The sequence below is a fragment of the Acinetobacter sp. N1-1 genome (assembly GCF_056711485.1).
Genome location: NZ_JBWXUO010000012.1, coordinates 526,104 through 545,938, shown reverse-complemented (window position 1 = coordinate 545,938; position 19,835 = coordinate 526,104). Strand labels below are relative to the sequence as shown.

The following is a 19,835-nucleotide window of genomic DNA, read 5'->3' as shown; positions in this document are numbered from 1 at the left end:
CTGTATTTTTTTCGCTATCATCCTCGCCAATTGGTGAGGTGTCCGAGTGGCTGAAGGAGCACGCCTGGAAAGTGTGTATACGTTTGCGCGTATCGAGGGTTCGAATCCCTCTCTCACCGCCATCTTTGTAATAACTACTAAATAACAAAATATTTCTAAAGTCTATATCTGATAACTTTATTTTTACTTAAATACAAACATCTCTATATTCGTTACTTTACGATTTTAAATATTGTTAAATTCCATCACCTATAAAACTCTTATTAAATATAAAAATCATACTGCCATCATAATATCATGATCAAATTTCAAACTAATTTAATCTAATAATTATTGGTATGCCATAATGCAAAATACCGCTTCTATTCCAAATCGTAAAAATGCTTCCTTACCTAAAAATAGTAATGTTAATCAAGCCTCCCCACCATGGTTTAAATACTCGTTTCTAATTGTTGTTATTGTTTCTTGTGCTTATATTGGACTGCAATTAGTTACCGACTTATCTACAGTTCCACCATTAAGTACATTCTCATTTTTTATGCTTGGTCTTGCGCTGCTTATCGCATTGGGCTTTGAATTTGTGAATGGTTTTCATGACACAGCAAATGCTGTAGCAACCGTCATCTATACCAATGCTATGCCTGCACCTATTGCTGTCATGTGGTCAGGTTTCTTTAACTTTTTAGGTGTTCTAAGTGCAAGTGGTGCAGTTGCTTATGGCATTATTGCTTTGCTACCTGTCGAGCTTATTTTACATGTAAATAGTAGTGCTGGTTTCGCAATGGTTTTTGCACTTCTTATTGCTGCAATTATTTGGAACTTGAGTACATGGCTTTTAGGCTTACCGGCTTCAAGCTCTCATACTATGATTGGTTCAATATTAGGTGTTGGACTCATGAATCAAATATTACACTCAGGATTTAGTAGTGGGCTCAGTGGAATTGATGTAGAACAAGTGATTAAGGTGATTAAAGCACTCTTAGTTTCTCCACTTGTCGGTTTTGGTTTAGCGGCCATTGCTTTTCTATTATTAAAGCTAACGTTAAAAAATAAAAAAACAGAGCTTTTTGATGCACCAAAAGGTGATAAACCACCTTCATTTGTTACACGTCTATTGCTCATTTGCACATGTACTGGCGTCAGTTTTGCCCACGGCTCAAACGATGGACAAAAAGGCATGGGCTTAATTATGCTTATTCTTATTGGTATTGTTCCTCTTGCTTACTCACTTAATAAAACAATGGATAGCAATGAAGTACAGGCTTTTGCAGCACTCTCAGAAAAGTCTGCTCACATTCTAGTATCTAACCCAGACCAAATGGATGCGACTACAGCGCGTAATACTCTCACCCAGTATATTCAGACCAAAAATATTACACCTGAAACAATCGTTGCTGTTGCAGCATTATCGAATCATTTGGGTAAGCTTGTTGCAGATTATAAAACCATGGGAGATATACCTGAAAATACAACTATAAACTTACGTAACGATATGTATTTAAGCAGTACCACATTAAAAACAATGCAAAAAAACAATCAACTTACACAATTAAATTCTGCCGATACCGCCACAATTACACAGTATCGTAAAGACTTAGATCAAGCTACTCAATATATTCCAACTTGGGTAAAAGTTGCTGTGGCACTTGCATTAGGACTCGGAACAATGGTTGGTTGGAAACGTATTGTAGTTACTGTAGGAGAGCGCATTGGTAAAACTCACCTTACCTACAGTCAAGGAATGTCAGCAGAATTTGTTGCTATGGGAACAATCATTGCTGCAGATAAATTTGGACTTCCTGTTAGTACCACACATGTACTTAATAGTGCAGTTGCAGGAACAATGACCGCCAATAAGTCGGGGCTACAATGGAGTACCATTAAAAGTATTATTCTTGCATGGGTTCTGACTTTACCTTGTGCTATGGTTCTATCTGCGACACTTTATTGGTTGTTTTCTAAGTTTATTTAAATAACCTGATTATTATTTCAAAATTAATGGATTAGAGCTATAAGTTTCGTTACACCATAGCACTTAGAGTTCTAATCCTAATACGAAAAATTACTACTTTACTCTCTATATAACAATAATTGTAATAAGATTCATCTTGTAAAGAATAGAAATAAATTAGACGATCGCCAACATATTTTTAATAACGACTTTAAACTCTTATCCATAAATCATTTTAGTAGTTTTTCATCTTACTAATTATACTAATTTTTTTAAAATAAATTGATGATTAACTAACATAATAATCGTTTAAATAGTAGATATATATTTACTTCAGGATTTTTAAACCATCTCAAAAACATAGCTATTGGTCGAATTTGTATCAGCCATATATTGATATATGGTATGTATGATTTTCTTCGCTTTTAATAGCTGGCATGCAAGTGTTTAGGAAAGGATTTCTACTCTACGAAAATAAATAGGATAATATATATGGATATTTTAAGAATGAAAGAGGACCTTATTTTGTATAAAACTGATTTAAATGTATTTTTAAAATACAACCAAAATTGTCACCCTATTTAAAGTTAATTCAAGTAAACTTTATGGGGTTTAATCTACAATTATGTCCAATAATCAAAAAGAACTGATTTTCAGGGCGAAGCATAGTAGAATTTGCCTTTTAATTTTTCCCGGAAAGGCAGCGCCTCAACTCGATTTATGATGTTTTTCAAGGATTTTTTATGTTAGCGCTAGATGTACAACATGTTAGAATGGATCAACATGCTGTTGATAAAGCTCAGGCGTTAGAGTGTCTAGTCAACATTTTAGTTGAAGATAAACTAGTTACTCCTGAATATTTAGAAGGCTTAAAAGCACGGGAGCAACAAAGTGCGACCTATCTTGGTCAAGGTATTGCTATTCCCCATGGTACACCTCAATCAAGACAATATATTTTAGAAACAGGTGTGCGACTCGCCCATTTTCCACAAGGTGTGGTATGGGATGGCGAAAATAAAATTTATCTCGCTGTTGTCATCGCTGCTAAATCAGATGAACACTTACAAGTATTACAAATACTAACTAGAGCACTGATTGACGATGTTTCAGATCGTGTAAAAAATGCCACTTCACCAGAACAAATTATAGAATTATTACACGCTCAACCCCCTTCTCTTGCACTTCATGAAAACCTGATTGCGACACAAGTCCCTGCAAATGACACAGATGACTTACTATGGCACGCAACACAGCTACTCAAGCAACAAAAATTAGTAGAGCCTGGTTTTATTTGTGCACTAGATCCTAAGCAGATGATTCATCTTGGTGAGGGAACGTGGTCAATTACTGCAAGTGAATATGTAATTAGCCCTGCTGTAAGTATTATAAAACCTGAGCATCCTATCGAACATCACGGCGAAACCATTAGCACATTGCTTTGTATCGCAAGTAATGACCAGCTTGATATGCCTCAGTTCAATCGTTTAATGGATATTCTTTTCGACCCAAGTCAGCTTGAGAAACTAACACAAGAAAATGATAGCCATCAGATTGCTCAAATTATTGGGGCTGAAATTATTCCTGACTGGCCATCACGCAAAGTAACCCTTGCGAATGCACATGGATTACATGCACGCCCTGCAACACAACTGGTCAATATTAGTAAAACATTCAAAGGTGATATCCAAGTTTCCGCCGATGATGGTCAACTTGTTTCAGCAAAAAGCTTAACAAAGCTACTTTCTCTTGGTTGTAAGCGTGGACAAGTGCTTACCTTCATTGCAGAACCAGATACTGATGCTGTGGCAGGTTTAGACGCGATTATTGCAGCAGTAAAAAATGGCTTAGGCGAAGAAGTTGAACCTATTGATGAGCAAGAAACTGTAAAAGAAGCAGATCAAGTTGAAGTTGTGACGTTTGAAGAAGAGGTATCAACTTCGGGAATTCCTGCATCTTCAGGACTTGCATTTGGTCCTGCACACGTGATTAAACCACGTGAGTTCCATTACGAACGTAATAGTAAAAACGTGAAAGCAGAAACTGAAAAGCTTGAACATGCCATTGCGCAAGTGAAAGAAAATATTCGTCAGTTTATTGCTGAAAGTAAAGTTGAAGCAATTAAGCAAATTTTTACTGCGCACTTAGAAATGCTTGATGACCCTGATCTCATTCAAGGTGTACATAAACTTCTTAAACAGAACCTTTCTGCACCTGCAGCTTGGCATGAGCATATTGAAGCAGCAGCAAAAGCACAAGAACAACTCAAAGATCATCTACTCGCAGAACGTGCCGCAGATTTGCGTGATATTGGAGAACGTGTTCTAGCTGTTCTTTGTGGTGTCCCAGAGGTTGTAGAACCTCAAGAGCCATACATTCTCATTATGCATGATGTTGGACCAAGCGATGTTGCACGTTTAGATAAAGACCGTGTTGCAGGGATATTAACAGCGGTTGGTGGTGCTAGTGCACATAGTGCAATTGTTGCCAGAGCACTGGGTATTCCTGCTGTGGTTGGTGCAGGCAACAGTGTTCTTAAAATCGAAAGTAATACCATCGTTCTTATCAATGGTGATAATGGTGATTTCATTGTTGACCCTGCTCAATCACTTATTGAACATGCAGTGGCTGAGCGAGAGCGTCAACGTCAAATTCGTATTGAAGCTGAAAAACACTGCCTAGAGCCTGCGATTACACTCGACCAGCATCAAGTAGAAATTGCTGCAAATATTGGGAAAGTAAATGCTGCTGGAAAAGCAGTCAAAGACGGTGCAGAAGCAATTGGTCTGTTACGTACAGAACTTGTATTTATGGCGCATAACAGCGCACCAGATGAAAAAACACAAGAAGCAGACTATCGTGTTGTTCTAGATGACTTACAAGGTCGCCCTCTTGTTGTACGTACACTTGATGTCGGTGGTGACAAACCACTACCGTATTTACCAATTGCAGAAGAAGAAAATCCATTCTTAGGAATTCGCGGTATTCGTCTTACACTTCGTAAACCTGAACTATTACGTCAACAATTGGTTGCCCTACTTAAAGCTGCCGATAATCGTCCATTACGCATCATGTTCCCAATGATTGGTCGTGTTGAAGAATGGCGTGCAGCAAAAGCAATTTTAGATGAAGTAAGCAAAGACTATCCTCGCGAAAACTTAGAAGTAGGTATCATGATCGAAGTGCCATCTGCGGCATTACTATCACCGATCCTTGCTCAAGAGGTTGATTTCTTCAGTATTGGAACAAATGATTTAACCCAATACACTATGGCAATTGACCGTGGTCACCCACTACTTTCTGCCGAAGCAGATGGCTTACATCCAAGTGTTTTATTACTGATAGACCAAACTGTACGTGCTGCACATAAATACGGAAAATGGGTAGGCATTTGTGGTGAGCTTGCAGCAGATCCTAAAGCTGTTCCTGTACTCATGGGCTTAGGTGTAGATGAACTGAGTATGTCAAGTACAAGCATTCCTTTAGTAAAAGCACAAATCCGTACTTTAAACTTTACTGAGTGCCAGAAAATTGCGCAAAAAGCATTGCAGTGTGACAGCGCAACCGCAGTAAGAGCATTAGGGGAATAAGCATGGCAAAGGTTTTAACAATTACACTTAACCCCGCAATAGATATTACACTTCAGCTCGATACCTTAAAGCTTGGCGAAGTAAACCGTCAGCAATCTGCGCAAAGCCTTGCAGCAGGCAAAGGACTGAATGTAGCGCAAGTCCTCAAAGATTTAGGGCACTCCCCTATTGTGACAGGTTTCTTAGGACAGAGTAATCGCCAACTATTTGACCAACACTTTGAGAAAGAAGGCTTAGAAAATCACTTTGTATATATTGAAGGTGAAACACGCCACAATATCAAAGTAGCTGAACAGTCTGGGCGTATGACTGACATCAATGGTAAAGGATTTTTTGTCGATGAAGCTGCGAAAAAGAGTCTTCGTGAGAAAATTAGCCAGTTAATTGACCAAGTAGAAATTATTGCTATTTCTGGCAGTCTGCCTCAAGGGTTTTCACCTGAAGAGTTAATCGAACTCATCGAATGGTTAAAGACAAAAGGTAAAAAAGTTGCTGTAGATACAAGCGGTAAAGCACTCAGTGCTGCTATATCAGCAAACCCTTGGCTCATTAAACCCAATACAGATGAGCTTGTAGAGGCATATCATGCTTCAGCCAATACTTTTGCAGAACAACATGCTTTATTCTCTCAGTTAAATTCAACCATTGAGAATATTATTGTGTCTATGGGGGAACAAGGTGTGAACTGGTTACATCCAACTCACCCTCTACATGCAAAAGCACCTAAAGTCATTGTGAAAAGTACTGTTGGCGCAGGTGATTCTTTAGTGGCAGGCATGATCCATGGCTTCTTAAACCATACGTCACCTGAAGAAACACTAAAAACTGCAACAGCTATAGGTAGTAACGCCGTTACACAAATTGGTTTTGCTATTGAAGATCTATCAGCAATTGATAAGCTGAAGCAACAAATCTCAATTGATTCATTGAGCTAGGTAAATAATATGCAAAACACTAAACATATTTTATTTGTTCCACATAGTCCTGAACAACCTATCAATGCATTGATTTTGGCACGTAAGCTTGCCAGTGTTGCTTCATCACTCGGATATACAAACTCAGTTGCACAGTCTATGGAAACCATGGATGCTCAAGCAGCTGACCATATTATTTTTATTGGCCGTCGCCCTAGCCTCACTGAAGCATTAAAAGATAAACAAGTTTCTATTGTAAGCTTAGATGTATTACAAAATAATGCAGAAGATATTCTAAAAAATGCACTAGATACATCAACTACAACAGAAGAGCTTGCATCTACAAGTACAGCTTCTTCAGGTGCTGTAAGCAAATTTGTTGCTATTACCGCATGTCCAACAGGAGTTGCACATACTTTTATGGCTGCCGAGGCATTACAGCAAGGTGCAGCAAAACATGGGTATCAGATTAATATTGAAACCCAAGGCTCTGTAGGTGCAAAAAATATCCTTTCTCCTGAAAGTATTGCAGAAGCCGATATTATAATTTTAGCAACAGACATCGAAGTCAATACTGAACGATTTGTAGGGAAACGTGTTTATCGCTGTGGTACAGGTTTTGCACTAAAACAAACAGATAAAGCTTTTGCAAATGCAATTAAAGAAGCGACAGTACTAGAATCTGGTAAACAGCAGAGCCAAGATACAGAAGCTGGCGATAAAAAAGAAAAAGTAGGCGTATACAAGCATCTTCTAACAGGGATTTCTTATATGTTGCCTATGGTGGTTGCAGGTGGTCTTATTCTTGCAATTTCACTCTTCTTTGGTTTAAACCCTGCCGAAGGTACACTAGCCGCCAATTTAGAAATGATTGGTAAAACAGCTTTAACCCTTATGGTACCTATGTTGTCAGGCTACATTGCCTATTCCATTGCAGATCGTCCAGGTTTAACTCCAGGTCTAATTGGTGGTTTTCTAGCAGCAGGCCCTCTTGGAGCAGGTTTCTTAGGTGGTATTGCCTCAGGTTATATTGCAGGTTATATCGCTCTTTTCCTTGCGAAAAAGGTTAAACTTCCACAAAGTGTAGAATCATTAAAACCCATTCTTATTATTCCCTTATTTGCGAGTTTAATTACAAGCCTAATTATGGTTTATGTGGTGGGTCATCCGGTTGCTTATATTTTTGATGCGATGAAACACTTCCTTAATAATATGGGTACAGGCAATGCCGTGCTTATGGGCATGATTTTAGCAGGCATGATGTGTATAGACTTAGGGGGTCCAATCAATAAAGCCGCTTATGCATTTACTGTTGGATTACTAACAACCAATACATATATGCCAATGGCTGCAACAATGGCAGGCGGTATGGTTCCACCACTTGGTATGGCAATTGCAACTTTTATTGCAAAAGCGAAGTTTGACCAGACAGAACGAGATGCGGGTAAAGCAGCATTTGTACTTGGTCTATGCTTTATTTCAGAAGGTGCAATTTCATTTGCAGCAAGAGATGCTATAAAAGTCATTCCAAGCTGTATTATTGGTGGTGCAATTACAGGTGGATTAGTTGCATTTTTTGACTGCAAACTCATGGCACCACATGGCGGTATTTTTGTACTCTTAATTCCAAATGCAATTAATCATGCATTTTTATACCTTGCTTCTATTCTAGCTGGTAGTGTTATTACAGGTATTATCTATGCCACTATACGAAATAAGGCTTCTGACACACAAATTATAAAAACAACTGAAAGTGTTTAGCTATATTTATACTCATTCAAAAGCCGAGTAAATATACTCGGCTTTTTACATATTAGAAATAAAATCATATACTTTTTTAAGCTAATTTTAAATTTTAACTTTTATTAAAAAATAGCCATTGATATACTACAAAAGTATTAATTGAGTGCTGTAACTCATTATATGGGTAAATGGATTTTTACCTCACTTAATATCAAAAATCTACCTTTTTGAGTATATTCACTCACCCACGGACAGCCATTTATTTTAGGGAACTTACATGAAGAAATTCATGAAATACCTACTTATACTATTAATAGTATTAGGTATTATATTTATTTTATTTTTATTCCGTCCTGTCAGCTCAAAACAAATTGACGTCGATCCAAATGAATCAACTGTTGATGTTGCTCTCATTGGCGGAGGCATTATGAGCGCAACTTTAGGCACATATCTAAACGAGCTACAGCCAAATTGGAAAATTAGCATGTTTGAGCGTTTAGACCAAGTTGCTCAAGAAAGCTCTAATGGTTTTAATAATGCAGGAACTGGACATTCAGGTTTCATGGAAATGAATTATACCGAAGAAAAAGACGGTAAAATGGACATTTCAAAAGCTGTGAATGTAGCGAATCAATTTGAGATTTCAAAAGAATTTTGGGCATATCAAGTAAATAATCAGATTCTTGGTCAGCCAAGTACTTTTATCAACCCTGTACCACACCATGCTTTTGTATGGGGTGATAACGTCGATTTCCTAGAAAAACGTTATGCAGCAATGATAAAAAACCCATTATTTAAAGGTATGGAGTTTACAGAAGATCCTGAACTTATTAAAAAATGGGCACCTTTAGCGATGGAAGGACGTGATCCTAAGCAAAAAGTTGCCGCAACACGTATGGAAATTGGGTCTGATGTGAACTATGGCTCTATTACAAAACAGCTTATTGCACATTTAGAGAAATCACCAAACTTTACGTTAGCACTTTCAACTGAAGTCACGAATATTAGTCAAAATGCAGACAAAACATGGTCAATCGAATCTAAAAACCTAAAAACAGGTCAAATTAGTCGAATTAAAGCAAAATTTGTCTTTATTGGTGCAGGCGGTGCTGCAATCAAAATACTTCAAAAAACAGGTTTACCCGAATCTAAACAATATGCTGGTTTCCCTGTAGGTGGTGAATTCTTAATTACAGACAACCCCAAAGTAGCATCTGAACATACAGCAAAACTGTATGGTCGTGCAGATATTGGTGCACCTCCAATGTCTGTTCCACACATCGATACACGCTATATTGATGGGAAAAAATATGTGCTATTTGGTCCATTTGCAACATATTCAAATAAGTTCCTAAAAAATGGATCTCAATTTGACTTACTTGCATCAACGAACCGCCATAATGTGCTGCCAATGACAAATATTGGTTTAGAAAACCTTGATCTAGTTCAATATCTTATTAGTCAAGTACTTATGTCTGATGAAGATCGCTTTAATGAGTTGAAGAAATACTACCCAAATGCAGATCCTAAAGATTGGCATTTAAGCCAAGGTGGTCAGCGTGTTCAAATTATTAGAAAAGAACCTGGTAAGCCTGCAAAACTTCAATTTGGTACAGAAATTTTTGCATCACAAGATAAATCTGTAACTGCATTACTAGGTGCGTCTCCGGGTGCTTCAACCTCTCCATATATTATGTTGAGCTTACTTGAAAAAGCATTTCCAGAACAAACCAAAGGTGAATGGAATTCAAAACTTCATGAGATTATTCGTTCTTATGGACATAAATTGCCTGAAGATCCAAAATTACTTGACCAAACTCGTCACTATACGAGTCAAGCACTTGGATTGAACTATATAACACCTACAGATCTATTCTCTACAAACACACCAGAACAAAGTAAATAATTTTTGTTCTACCATAAAAGGGATGAAATATTTTTCATCCCTTTTTATAATTATATGCCCCCACAATACTAACAACAGCATGACACACTCTACACAACCCGCACTATTTCAATGGCTATCTAAAATTAGCTATATTTTACTTTTTTTAATGCTTGTACACGCAGCATACATTGCAATTATTGGTGGTGCTATTAAATTTATTCTCTTTAATTTCATTGTATTACTTATTCTACTTACTTCAAAATTTCAACATATTTTTTATAAAATAGTATTGGGTATCCTTTCTCTAGGATCAGCATTCTATTTACTAGTCTATAAACACGATGCAGTCCTTCCCGTTGGTTTAATTATTGCCTATATAATTGGCTTCTTCTTTATGAATAGTAGCTATAGAATAAGACTTAGAACTCTAGCTTTTTTAGGATTATTCATCATTATTGGTATTTATCAGTTTTCATATTTTCAGAATCTAAAATCACATTATGCACAGTACAAGACCACTGAAAATTGGCAAAAATATGGAGCGTTATGAATCAATTTCACCTTAAAAGTGAATAGGTTTCATTTTCTATTTTTTTGAATAAGATTATCAAAAACTTCATTAACTTCATATAAAACTTTTCAGTATACTGCCTCTATTCGTATAAAATAGATGTGTATTATGAAAATTTTAGATGGCGGTGTTGGCCGAGAACTTGCACGGCGTGGGGCACCGTTTAAACAACCAGAATGGTCTGCATTGGCATTATGGGAAGCCCCAAGTACTGTTAAAGATGTACATCTAGACTTTATTCACTCAGGCTCTGAAGTCATTACTGTAAACAACTATGCCGTTGTTCCTTTTCATATTGGTGAAGCACGCTTTCATAGTGAAGGGCGTCAACTTATACAAGTTGCAATTGACCAAGCAAAACAAGCAGTTTTAGAAAGTAAAAAAGAAGTTAAAATTGCAGGCTGTCTTCCACCTCTATTCGGCTCATATCGTGCAGATTTATTTCAAGCAGATCATGTCACTGAAATTGCGCTGCCTATTATTGAAACACTCACGCCACATATAGATTTTTGGCTTGCGGAAACACAATCTTGTCTAAAAGAAGTTGAGCTTGTACATGCATTATTGCCTAAAGACAATAAGCCATACTGGGTTTCATTTACGCTACAAGATGATGTTTCACTCGAAAAAGCACACTTACGCTCAGGGGAAACCTTAGAGCAGGCTGCAGAAGTTCTGAAACGGATTAATGCGCAGGCAGTCTTGTTTAACTGCTGCCAACCAGAAGTTATTTTAAAAGCAATTGAGGAAATTAAAGCACTCTTACCAGAAATACAAATTGGTGCGTACGCCAATGCATTTCCACCACAAGATGAAAATGCAACAGCAAATGATGGACTCGATGAAATCCGTGAAGATTTAAGCCCTGAAGCCTATTTACACTTTGCACAGCAGTGGAAAGATGCAGGAGCAACCCTTATAGGTGGCTGTTGTGGAATTACTCCTCAACATATCGCGCGTCTATCGCAGTACTTTAAAAGGTAGATATCATGTCTTCTCAGAAAATTGGACTGCTTTCACTCACAGCACTCGTATTCAGCTCAATGGTTGGCTCTGGAGTATTTAGTCTTCCACAAAATATGGCTGCTGTTTCTAATGGTGCTGCTTTAATTATTGCTTGGCTAATCACAGGCGTTGGTATTTTATTTTTGGCCTTCGCATTGTTGTTTCTATCTCGCCAATACCCAGAGCTTGATGGTGGTATCTATAACTATGCACGTGCAGGATTTGGTGAACTGATTGGCTTCTGTTCTGCTTGGGGTTATTGGTTATGCACGACCATTGGTATTGTTGGATATGTTGTAATCGTCTTTGCATCTTTAGGTATGTTTGTAGACACTAAAGAACATGTAATTTTTGGTGATGGCAACACCCTATATGCAATTATTGGCTCATCTATATTTGTTTGGCTCGTACATTGGCTTGTAAGCCGTGGTATTAAAGAAGCTGCGATTGTAAATCTTATTGCTACCATTGGTAAAACTGTCCCAATGGTTGTTTTTATCTTATGCACATTCTTTGCATTTAAACTTGACCTATTTAAATTTAACTTCCATGACATATCTTTACATGTTCCTCTTTGGCAACAAGTGAAAGACCTCATGCTCATTACTTTATGGGTATTTACAGGAATTGAAGGAGCAGTCGTTCTATCTTCTCGTGCAAAAAATAGAAACGATATTGGTAAAGCTACTGTCCTCGGTGTACTTACTGCACTTACTTTTTATATAATGGTAACTGTACTTTCTTATGGGTTATCTACACGTGCCGAAATTGCAGGCATGCAAAACCCATCAATGGCAACCATCTTATCTCACTATATTGGTTTTTCAGGCACAGTTATTATTACTGTTGGACTTATTATTTCTGTTGCTTCTTCTTACCTAAGCTGGACACTCTTTGCAACTGAAATTCCATTTCTTGCAGCAAAAAATGGAGCTTTTCCTAAAAAATTTTTAGAAACCAACGAAAATAATGTGCCTAAATCATCATTATGGCTAACATCTATCGTTGTTCAACTTTGCCTTATTGCTGTCTATTTCTTTAATAAGAACTACACACAGCTCTTGCTTATTTCTTCTGTAATGATTCTTTTACCTTACTTCTTAGTATCTGCATTCTACTTAAAAGAATCTATTAGACATAAGCGCCACAAGCATATTTGTATTGCATCAGTTGCAACAATCTATGCATTATGGCTGTTATATGCCGCGGGTGTTTCGTTATTGCTTCTTTCCGTTGCACTATATGCCGTTGGACTGATCATCTTTTTCTATAGTTATTTACAACATAAAAAACAGCGAATCACGCAATAAAAAGCATAAAAAAACGGTTCATCATGAACCGTTTTTTTTATTTGAAGCATTCAATTATTTAATAGAAAGCTCATATTGTTTTGCTTTTTCTACATCAAATTGCTTTTCCCATTTACTAATCACAAGTACTGCTAAAGCATTACCAATAACGTTCAATGCAGTACGTGCCATATCTAAGATACGATCAACCCCAGCAATAAATGCAAGCCCTTCTAAAGGAATACCTACAGAACCAAGCGTTGCAAGCAATACAACAAATGATACACCAGGAACACCAGCAATACCTTTCGAAGTGACCATTAATGTTAATACAAGCATAATTTCTTGTGTTAATGACAAATCAATACCATATAACTGTGCAATAAAGATCGCAGCAATACTTTGGTACAGTGTAGAACCATCTAGGTTAAATGAATAGCCCGTAGGTACAACAAAGCTTGAGATTGCTTTAGGTGCGCCGTATGCTTCCATTTTTTGCATAATACGCGGTAAAACTGTTTCAGAACTTGCAGTTGAGAATGCAAGAATAATCTCATCTTTTAGAATTTTAATAATTGTAAAAATATTGAGACCACAAATTTTTGCAACAATACCTAAAACACCTAGACCAAAAATAAAAATTGCTGCATAAACCAAACCAACAAGTTTTGCTAATGGTACTAATGACGTAAAACCAAAACTAGCAACAGTCACAGTAATCAGCGCAAATACACCTACTGGTGCATACAGCATTACAATATGAGTTACGCGAAACATTGCTTCTGAAACAGATTTCATTACATCTAGTAATGGTTGTTTTGTTTCATTTGGAAGAGCAGCAAGTCCTGTACCAAATAAGACAGAGAAAAAAATGATTGGTAGCATTTGAGCTGTTGCCATCGCATTAAAAATATTCGATGGAATAAGAGACAATAAAGTTTGCATGAACCCATGTGAACCTGATTGTACTTGCTCAGTTGTATGCTCATATTGTGAAATATCAACTTTTGTAAGCAGTGACATATCCACACCAGCGCCTGGGTGAAATGTATTGGCAAGAAAAATTCCCAATATAATGGCTACAGTTGTAATAATCTCAAAATAAAGTATTGTCTTTAGGCCAAGTGTTCCTAATTTTTTAGAATCACCTACACCAGCAATCCCTAAAATTAATGTAGAAATTACAATAGGCACAACAATCATTTTGATCAGACTAATAAATATCTGACCAGCAGGTTTCAAGAAATTAGTAACTGCATAATCTCTAATTTCCGGTTGATTATGTAGAATCGCCCCGACAACAATCCCTAAAATCAAGGCGATTAAGATTTGCCACGCAAGACTAATCTTCACTTTTTTCATAGGTCAAAAACCCTACTCAATCCCATTTTTTGTAATAAATTTCTGCATCACAATATTGGGAAATGGAAAGATAAAAGCATGAAACTCATGAGATGAGTACTAAGAATGCTTTGCTAAAAACTAAACTAATGTACTAATGGGTTATTCAAGCGTCAACATAAAATTAATTATCACACTAGTTTAAAAATGTATATTTTTTATTTTCACATTATTATCAATAACTTACAATATAAATAAATTTTATTTGCAAATTTTACGACCAATTGATATTTATTTTTTTCAATTAAATATCAATTATACCAAAGTATTATTTTTACCAAAAATTTATATTTTTCTTGTATAAATAAGAATATTTTTTATTTAAATTTAGACCTCGTATATTTCTATGTTGTATACATAACACTCGTTTTGTACTTACAATTACATAAATGCCCGTTATAATAAATTTTATCATAAACATCAAAAACACTGAAACATATGACAACTTTAACTTGCTTTAAAGCCTACGATATTCGTGGCAAATTAGAAACTGAACTCAATGAAGATATTTCATATAAAGTTGGACGTGCTTATGGACAAATTTATAAACCAAAAACAATTGTCGTAGGCTGTGATGTACGCTTAAGTAGCCAAAGTTTAAAAGATGCCCTTATTCGTGGTCTAAATGATGCAGGCGTAAATGTACTTGATCTTGGCATGACGGGTACCGAAGAAGTTTATTTTGGTGCTTTCCATTTAGATGTTCAAGGCGGAATCGAAATTACAGCAAGCCATAATCCAATGGACTATAATGGTATTAAACTAGTACGTGAAAATGCACGTCCTATCAGTGCAGATACAGGTCTTAAAGATATTCAAAAACTTGCTGAAGCGAATAGCTTTGAAGAAGTTACTCAAAAGGGTACAACTGAATCTTATAATATTCTTCCAGAATTTATTGAACATCTACTAACTTACATTCAACCTGAAAAAATTCGTCCATTAAAGCTTGTGGTTAATGCAGGTAATGGTGCAGCTGGTCATGTTATTGATGCCTTAGAAGAAAAGTTTAAAACACTTAATATTCCTGTTGAGTTTATTAAAATTCATCATGAAGCAGATGGTACATTCCCAAATGGTATTCCTAACCCTCTTCTTGTAGAAAATCGTGCAAGTACATCTGAGGCTGTCATTAAACATGATGCAGATATGGGTATTGCATGGGATGGAGACTTTGACCGTTGCTTCTTATTCGATGAAAAAGGTCAATTTATCGAAGGCTATTATATTGTTGGTTTACTTGCACAGGCATTCCTTATCCAAAAACCAGGTGAGAAAATTGTTCATGACCCACGTTTAGTATGGAATACACTTGATATTGTTGAAAAATATAATGGTGTCGCTGTTCAGTCAAAATCAGGGCATGCTTTTATTAAACAAATCATGCGTGAAGAAAATGCTATTTATGGCGGTGAAATGAGTGCACATCACTACTTCCGTGACTTCTCATACTGTGATAGTGGCATGATTCCATGGTTACTAGTCACTTCATTACTTTCTGAAACACAGCAAACACTTTCATCACTTGTTGAAAAGATGATTGCTAAATTCCCATGCAGTGGTGAAATTAATTTTAAAGTAAGTAACACAAATACAGTTATTCAGCGTATTTTTGATCACTATGCTGTTCAAAGCCCAACAATTGATAAAACAGATGGGGTAAGTTTAGACTTTGGCGCATGGAGACTTAATATTCGTGCATCAAATACAGAACCTTTACTACGCTTAAACATTGAGTTAAATGCAAGTGCTTCTGGTCGCTCTTTACAATCATATGTAGATGAAGTTTCAGCACTTATTCAAGCATAAAATATTGATCCAGTAACTAAGCTATAATATGGCTTAGTTACTATTGTTCCACGTGAAACATTTGAAGAAACCCATATAGCTAGATATCATATCTCCCCCTAACTTTCATATATTGGCCCCAACAATAATTATGCTTTGGATTATCATTCTTGTATTAGGGATATGCTTTTTTGGTCTTATTCTACAGTTTTGGCTTGTTATTTTATCTACAGTATTAGGTACTATCTTTTGGGGTACAACAGGCGGTATCGTTGGCTTTATCATTGGTTGCTTTCTACAAGCAAATAGTAAGAAAAAACAAGTTAATATTTATAACTCCCAACAATACTATCAACAATCGCAAGTACCACATGATATTACACACCTCAAATCTATTATTGAGCTTGTAAGTTATTACACAACTTTTCCAGATCAAATTTGGTCATCTGACAAAGTAAATTATGTAAAAAACACATTTCGCTCTGAGTGTAAAAATGAAAATGATTTAGCTCTTTTAAAAGAACTACTCAAAACAAGACGTTTGGACTTGTCCCAAATTCTTGGAGAAGTATTAACAATTTCAGATTATGAAACACGAATCACCATTTTTAAAATGTGTTGCCAAGGTTTAAATTATAATAATTATAATGACTCTGATATGGAGAGAATCCTAATCAATCTAGCAACAAACTTACAGCTTCATATACTTCACTATCAGACTATTATAGATATGTTTAAAAGCCATAGTCATCAACAAGGTGGTTATAGCTATACAAGTAATGAAAACTATACCATGACTTTAGCTGATGCATATGAGACCCTTGGGATTGCTGAAACAAATGACCAAGCGACAGTCATCAAAGCCTATCGTAAAAAAATGATGCAATATCACCCTGATAAAAATCCAAATGCATCTGAAGCTGAAAAAGAAAAACTTAATGAAAAAGTAAGTGAAATACAAAAAGCTAAAGAAAGAATCATTAAATCTTTAAGCTAAAAAAATGGTGAATACTTTCATATTCACCGTTTTAGCTTTATATCTATTTCAATTAAAGCCAGTTGGATTTTGATATTGCCAATTCCAACTATCTCTAAGCATATCTTCTAAAGTAAATTGAGGTTTCCATTTCAATTCCGCAATAGCCCTTTGGTTATCTGCAAAATAGGCTGCTAAGTCACCTTCTCGACGTGGTGCATACTCGAAAGGCACGTTTAAACCATTTATTTTTTCAAAGGTTTCTTTAATTTGTAAGACTGAATAGCCCTGACCTGTTCCAATATTCCAAGCACGACAACCTGTATTATCTAAACGATTATTCAAAGCCAGTAAATGTGCATGTGCTAAATCTACAACGTGGATATAATCACGAATACATGTCCCATCTGGTGTATTATAATCATTGCCAAAAATTGAGAGTTTATCTCTTTTTCCAATAGCAACTTGTGTCACATAAGGCATCAGATTATTTGGAATACCTTGTGGATCTTCCCCAATCTGACCACTTTGATGTGCACCAACAGGATTAAAATAACGCAGTAAAGCAATAGACCAACGATTATCAGCAATTGCTAGCTTTTCTAATATTTGCTCAATAATAAGTTTGGTATAACCATAGTTATTATTAGGCATCCCTGTTGGCATTGTTTCTTGATATGGAGATGGATTATTTTCCCCATAAACTGTGGCAGATGAGCTAAAGACGATATTAAAAATATGTGCTTTTTCCATTGCTTTGAACAAACTTATGCTTCCTGCAATGTTATGCTCAAAGTAAGCAAGCGGAAACTTTTGGCTTTCTCCAACAGCTTTTAAACCTGCAAAGTGAATCACTGCATCAATTTTATGAGAGTCAAATATTTCTGTAAGTTGATTTTCATCTCTAATGTCAGCTTCAAAAAACACAAGGTTCTTTTTTGCAAGTTTTTCTATACGTTTAAGTGACTTAACCGAGCTATTCGACAAATTATCTATAACAACAATATCATGTCCTGCCTCTAAGAGTACAAGACATGTGTGTGAACCAATAAAGCCAGCTCCGCCAGTTACCAAAATATTAGCCATTATTTTTGCCTAGCAATATTTCGATAAGCCCTTGCGTTGATGCATCAAAAGAAGATAAATCCTCTTGCTCACCATTAAGTACAGGTAACAACTGATTTGCAATCTCTTTGCCTTTTTCAACGCCCCATTGATCAAAAGGATTAATATTCCAAATAACAGATTGAACAAAAACCTTATGCTCATAGAGTGCAACAAGCATACCAAGTGTATATGGGCTCAATTCTTGTACAAGCATCGTTGTACTTGGTTGATTGCCTTCATATTGTTTATATACAGGTAGATGATCCAATTCATCTTTTGCAAGTGCCTGATTACCAAAGGCCAGTAGTCGTGACTGTGCTAAACAGTTAGATAATGCCAAATTATGTTGTATAGCCAATGCCTCAGCATTTTCAACATAAGTAAAATGTTGTGCATTATAACGTTTTACAGGTGCAATAAAGTCGCAACTGACCGAGTGAGTACCCTGATGAAGTAATTGATAAAAAGCATGCTGTGCATTGGGTCCAACTTCCCCCCACACAATTGGGCATGTTCTCAATTCTACCTTTTTATTATTCCGTTGAACTGATTTACCATTTGACTCCATCTCTAACTGTTGTAAATAAGATGCAAAATACTTTAAACGTCCATCGTAAGGTAGAACTGCATGTGTTTGCATATCTAAGAAGTTTGTATTCCAAACCCCCAACAATCCCATTAAAACTGGAATATTTTCTGCAAATGGCGCTTTTTGAAAGTGTTGATCTACAGCATAAGCCCCTGCTAAAAAGGCTTTAAATCCCTCAACACCAACAGTTAATGCTATAGGTAATCCGATACAAGACCAAAGAGAATAACGCCCCCCAACCCAGTCCCACAGCAAAAATTGCTTCTCAGGATCAATTCCCCAAGCAGTCATTTTTTCAGGTTTTGTTGAAATACCAATAAAGTGATTTTTTATCACTTTATCATTTTCACCTAATGCCTTTTCAAGCCATAAACGCACAGTTTTTGCGTTTGATAACGTATCAATTGTGCCAAAAGATTTTGATGAAATAATAAATAGCGTTGTTTCTGGACGTAACTGATGTAATAGATCAGAAAGTTGGCTACCATCCATTGTAGAAACAAAATGTGTTTTTAAAGGACTTCGAGTCTGTACTTTAAAATCTGAGAGGGCATGGCTTGCCATAAGTGGACCAAGATCTGACCCACCTACACCAATATTAACAACATCTTGAATGACTTCACCTGTCGCACCACGATATTGACCTTGATGAACCTTCTCCACCAATGCATACATTCTTTCTAATTGCTCATTTACCTGATTTGCAAGAAGCTGGTGCTCACTCCCCTGCTTTGGTAATCTCAACGCCCAATGCATTACTGAGCGGTTTTCTGTATAATTAATTGTATCTGTTGAAAATAACTTTTTAATCCAACCATCAAGCTCTTGTTGCTTTGCAAATCCAACAAGCTCATCAAGTACAGTCTGTGTAATACGCTGCTTACTATAGTCAAAAACTAAATGCTCAAAGGATTGAGAAAAATCCTTAAATCTTGACTCATGCTGATCAAACAATTCATTTAAATGAATATTTTCTAAATCAGTAGCAAGCTTTTTTAAATGATTATATGGCGTATTCATTGCATC

At 36.2% G+C, this 19,835-nt stretch carries 13 protein-coding genes and 1 tRNA gene; 11 read left to right on the top strand and 3 right to left on the bottom strand.

The annotated features are described in order from the left end of the window. Positions 1-32: 32 nt before the first annotated feature. The 9 genes from AC1MPL_RS02725 (at position 33) to AC1MPL_RS02685 (ending at position 12,969) form a co-directional block, all read left to right on the top strand. Positions 33-122: transfer RNA gene (locus AC1MPL_RS02725), tRNA-Ser, on the top strand. A 224-nt stretch (positions 123-346) separates the two neighbouring features. Beyond that, positions 347-1,972, top strand: coding sequence for an inorganic phosphate transporter (locus AC1MPL_RS02720; RefSeq protein ID WP_479764042.1), 1,626 nt, complete (start codon positions 347-349; stop codon positions 1,970-1,972). A 722-nt stretch (positions 1,973-2,694) separates the two neighbouring features. Then, on the top strand, positions 2,695-5,538 hold the full coding sequence (ptsP, locus tag AC1MPL_RS02715) for a phosphoenolpyruvate--protein phosphotransferase (protein WP_479764040.1): 2,844 nt from the start codon (positions 2,695-2,697) through the stop codon (positions 5,536-5,538). A 2-nt stretch (positions 5,539-5,540) separates the two neighbouring features. Beyond that, positions 5,541-6,473, top strand: coding sequence for a 1-phosphofructokinase (gene pfkB / locus AC1MPL_RS02710; protein ID WP_479764039.1), 933 nt, complete (start codon positions 5,541-5,543; stop codon positions 6,471-6,473). Between the two features lie 9 nt (positions 6,474-6,482). Next, complete coding sequence (locus AC1MPL_RS02705) at positions 6,483-8,213, top strand: fructose-specific PTS transporter subunit EIIC (RefSeq protein ID WP_479764037.1); 1,731 nt, start codon at positions 6,483-6,485, stop codon at positions 8,211-8,213. A gap of 259 nt (positions 8,214-8,472) precedes the next feature. Further along, complete coding sequence (gene mqo, locus AC1MPL_RS02700) at positions 8,473-10,101, top strand: malate dehydrogenase (quinone) (protein WP_479764035.1); 1,629 nt, start codon at positions 8,473-8,475, stop codon at positions 10,099-10,101. A gap of 79 nt (positions 10,102-10,180) precedes the next feature. After that, entirely contained in the window at positions 10,181-10,633 is a 453-nt protein-coding gene (locus tag AC1MPL_RS02695) for a hypothetical protein (RefSeq protein WP_479764033.1), read from the top strand. A 129-nt stretch (positions 10,634-10,762) separates the two neighbouring features. Continuing rightward, complete coding sequence (locus AC1MPL_RS02690; protein WP_479764031.1) at positions 10,763-11,638, top strand: homocysteine S-methyltransferase family protein; 876 nt, start codon at positions 10,763-10,765, stop codon at positions 11,636-11,638. 5 nt (positions 11,639-11,643) lie between these two features. Next, positions 11,644-12,969, top strand: coding sequence for a basic amino acid/polyamine antiporter (locus AC1MPL_RS02685; protein ID WP_479764030.1), 1,326 nt, complete (start codon positions 11,644-11,646; stop codon positions 12,967-12,969). 54 nt (positions 12,970-13,023) lie between these two features. On the opposite strand, the gene gltP is transcribed toward AC1MPL_RS02685, so the two are convergent. Then, positions 13,024-14,310 carry a glutamate/aspartate:proton symporter GltP gene (gene gltP, locus AC1MPL_RS02680; RefSeq protein WP_479764028.1) on the bottom strand — a complete coding sequence of 429 codons (1,287 nt, stop codon included), beginning with the start codon at positions 14,308-14,310 and terminating at the stop codon, positions 13,024-13,026. A gap of 477 nt (positions 14,311-14,787) precedes the next feature. Between gltP and AC1MPL_RS02675 the strand changes: the two genes are divergently transcribed. Both AC1MPL_RS02675 and AC1MPL_RS02670 read left to right on the top strand, forming a co-directional pair. Beyond that, positions 14,788-16,158, top strand: a complete 1,371-nt coding sequence (locus AC1MPL_RS02675; protein ID WP_479764026.1) for a phosphohexomutase domain-containing protein — start codon at positions 14,788-14,790, stop codon at positions 16,156-16,158. 130 nt (positions 16,159-16,288) lie between these two features. After that, positions 16,289-17,134 carry a DnaJ domain-containing protein gene (locus AC1MPL_RS02670; RefSeq protein ID WP_479764024.1) on the top strand — a complete coding sequence of 282 codons (846 nt, stop codon included), beginning with the start codon at positions 16,289-16,291 and terminating at the stop codon, positions 17,132-17,134. A gap of 48 nt (positions 17,135-17,182) precedes the next feature. On the opposite strand, the gene galE is transcribed toward AC1MPL_RS02670, so the two are convergent. Both galE and pgi read right to left on the bottom strand, forming a co-directional pair. Further along, positions 17,183-18,199: a UDP-glucose 4-epimerase GalE gene (galE, locus tag AC1MPL_RS02665; RefSeq protein WP_479764022.1), complete on the bottom strand. Its 1,017-nt coding sequence runs from the start codon at positions 18,197-18,199 to the stop codon at positions 17,183-17,185. Beyond that, the gene (gene pgi, locus AC1MPL_RS02660; RefSeq protein WP_479766137.1) at positions 18,192-19,829 is read right to left on the bottom strand and encodes a glucose-6-phosphate isomerase; all 1,638 of its coding nucleotides are present in this window, start codon (positions 19,827-19,829) and stop codon (positions 18,192-18,194) included. The genes galE and pgi overlap by 8 nt, the downstream gene beginning before the upstream one ends. Between the last annotated feature and the right edge of the window lie 6 nt (positions 19,830-19,835).

Excerpts from the sequence above, each read along its gene's own strand:
- AC1MPL_RS02705 (WP_479764037.1), top strand. The coding sequence starts at position 6,483 with ATGCAAAACACTAAACATATTTTATTTGTTCCACATAGTCCTGAACAA.
- galE (WP_479764022.1), bottom strand. The coding sequence starts at position 18,199 with ATGGCTAATATTTTGGTAACTGGCGGAGCTGGCTTTATTGGTTCACAC.
- AC1MPL_RS02675 (WP_479764026.1), top strand. The coding sequence starts at position 14,788 with ATGACAACTTTAACTTGCTTTAAAGCCTACGATATTCGTGGCAAATTA.
- pgi (WP_479766137.1), bottom strand. The coding sequence starts at position 19,829 with ATGAATACGCCATATAATCATTTAAAAAAGCTTGCTACTGATTTAGAA.
- gltP (WP_479764028.1), bottom strand. The coding sequence starts at position 14,310 with ATGAAAAAAGTGAAGATTAGTCTTGCGTGGCAAATCTTAATCGCCTTG.
- pfkB (WP_479764039.1), top strand. The coding sequence starts at position 5,541 with ATGGCAAAGGTTTTAACAATTACACTTAACCCCGCAATAGATATTACA.
- AC1MPL_RS02720 (WP_479764042.1), top strand. The coding sequence starts at position 347 with ATGCAAAATACCGCTTCTATTCCAAATCGTAAAAATGCTTCCTTACCT.
- AC1MPL_RS02685 (WP_479764030.1), top strand. The coding sequence starts at position 11,644 with ATGTCTTCTCAGAAAATTGGACTGCTTTCACTCACAGCACTCGTATTC.
- AC1MPL_RS02670 (WP_479764024.1), top strand. The coding sequence starts at position 16,289 with ATGCTTTGGATTATCATTCTTGTATTAGGGATATGCTTTTTTGGTCTT.
- AC1MPL_RS02690 (WP_479764031.1), top strand. The coding sequence starts at position 10,763 with ATGAAAATTTTAGATGGCGGTGTTGGCCGAGAACTTGCACGGCGTGGG.
- AC1MPL_RS02695 (WP_479764033.1), top strand. The coding sequence starts at position 10,181 with ATGACACACTCTACACAACCCGCACTATTTCAATGGCTATCTAAAATT.
- mqo (WP_479764035.1), top strand. The coding sequence starts at position 8,473 with ATGAAGAAATTCATGAAATACCTACTTATACTATTAATAGTATTAGGT.
- ptsP (WP_479764040.1), top strand. The coding sequence starts at position 2,695 with ATGTTAGCGCTAGATGTACAACATGTTAGAATGGATCAACATGCTGTT.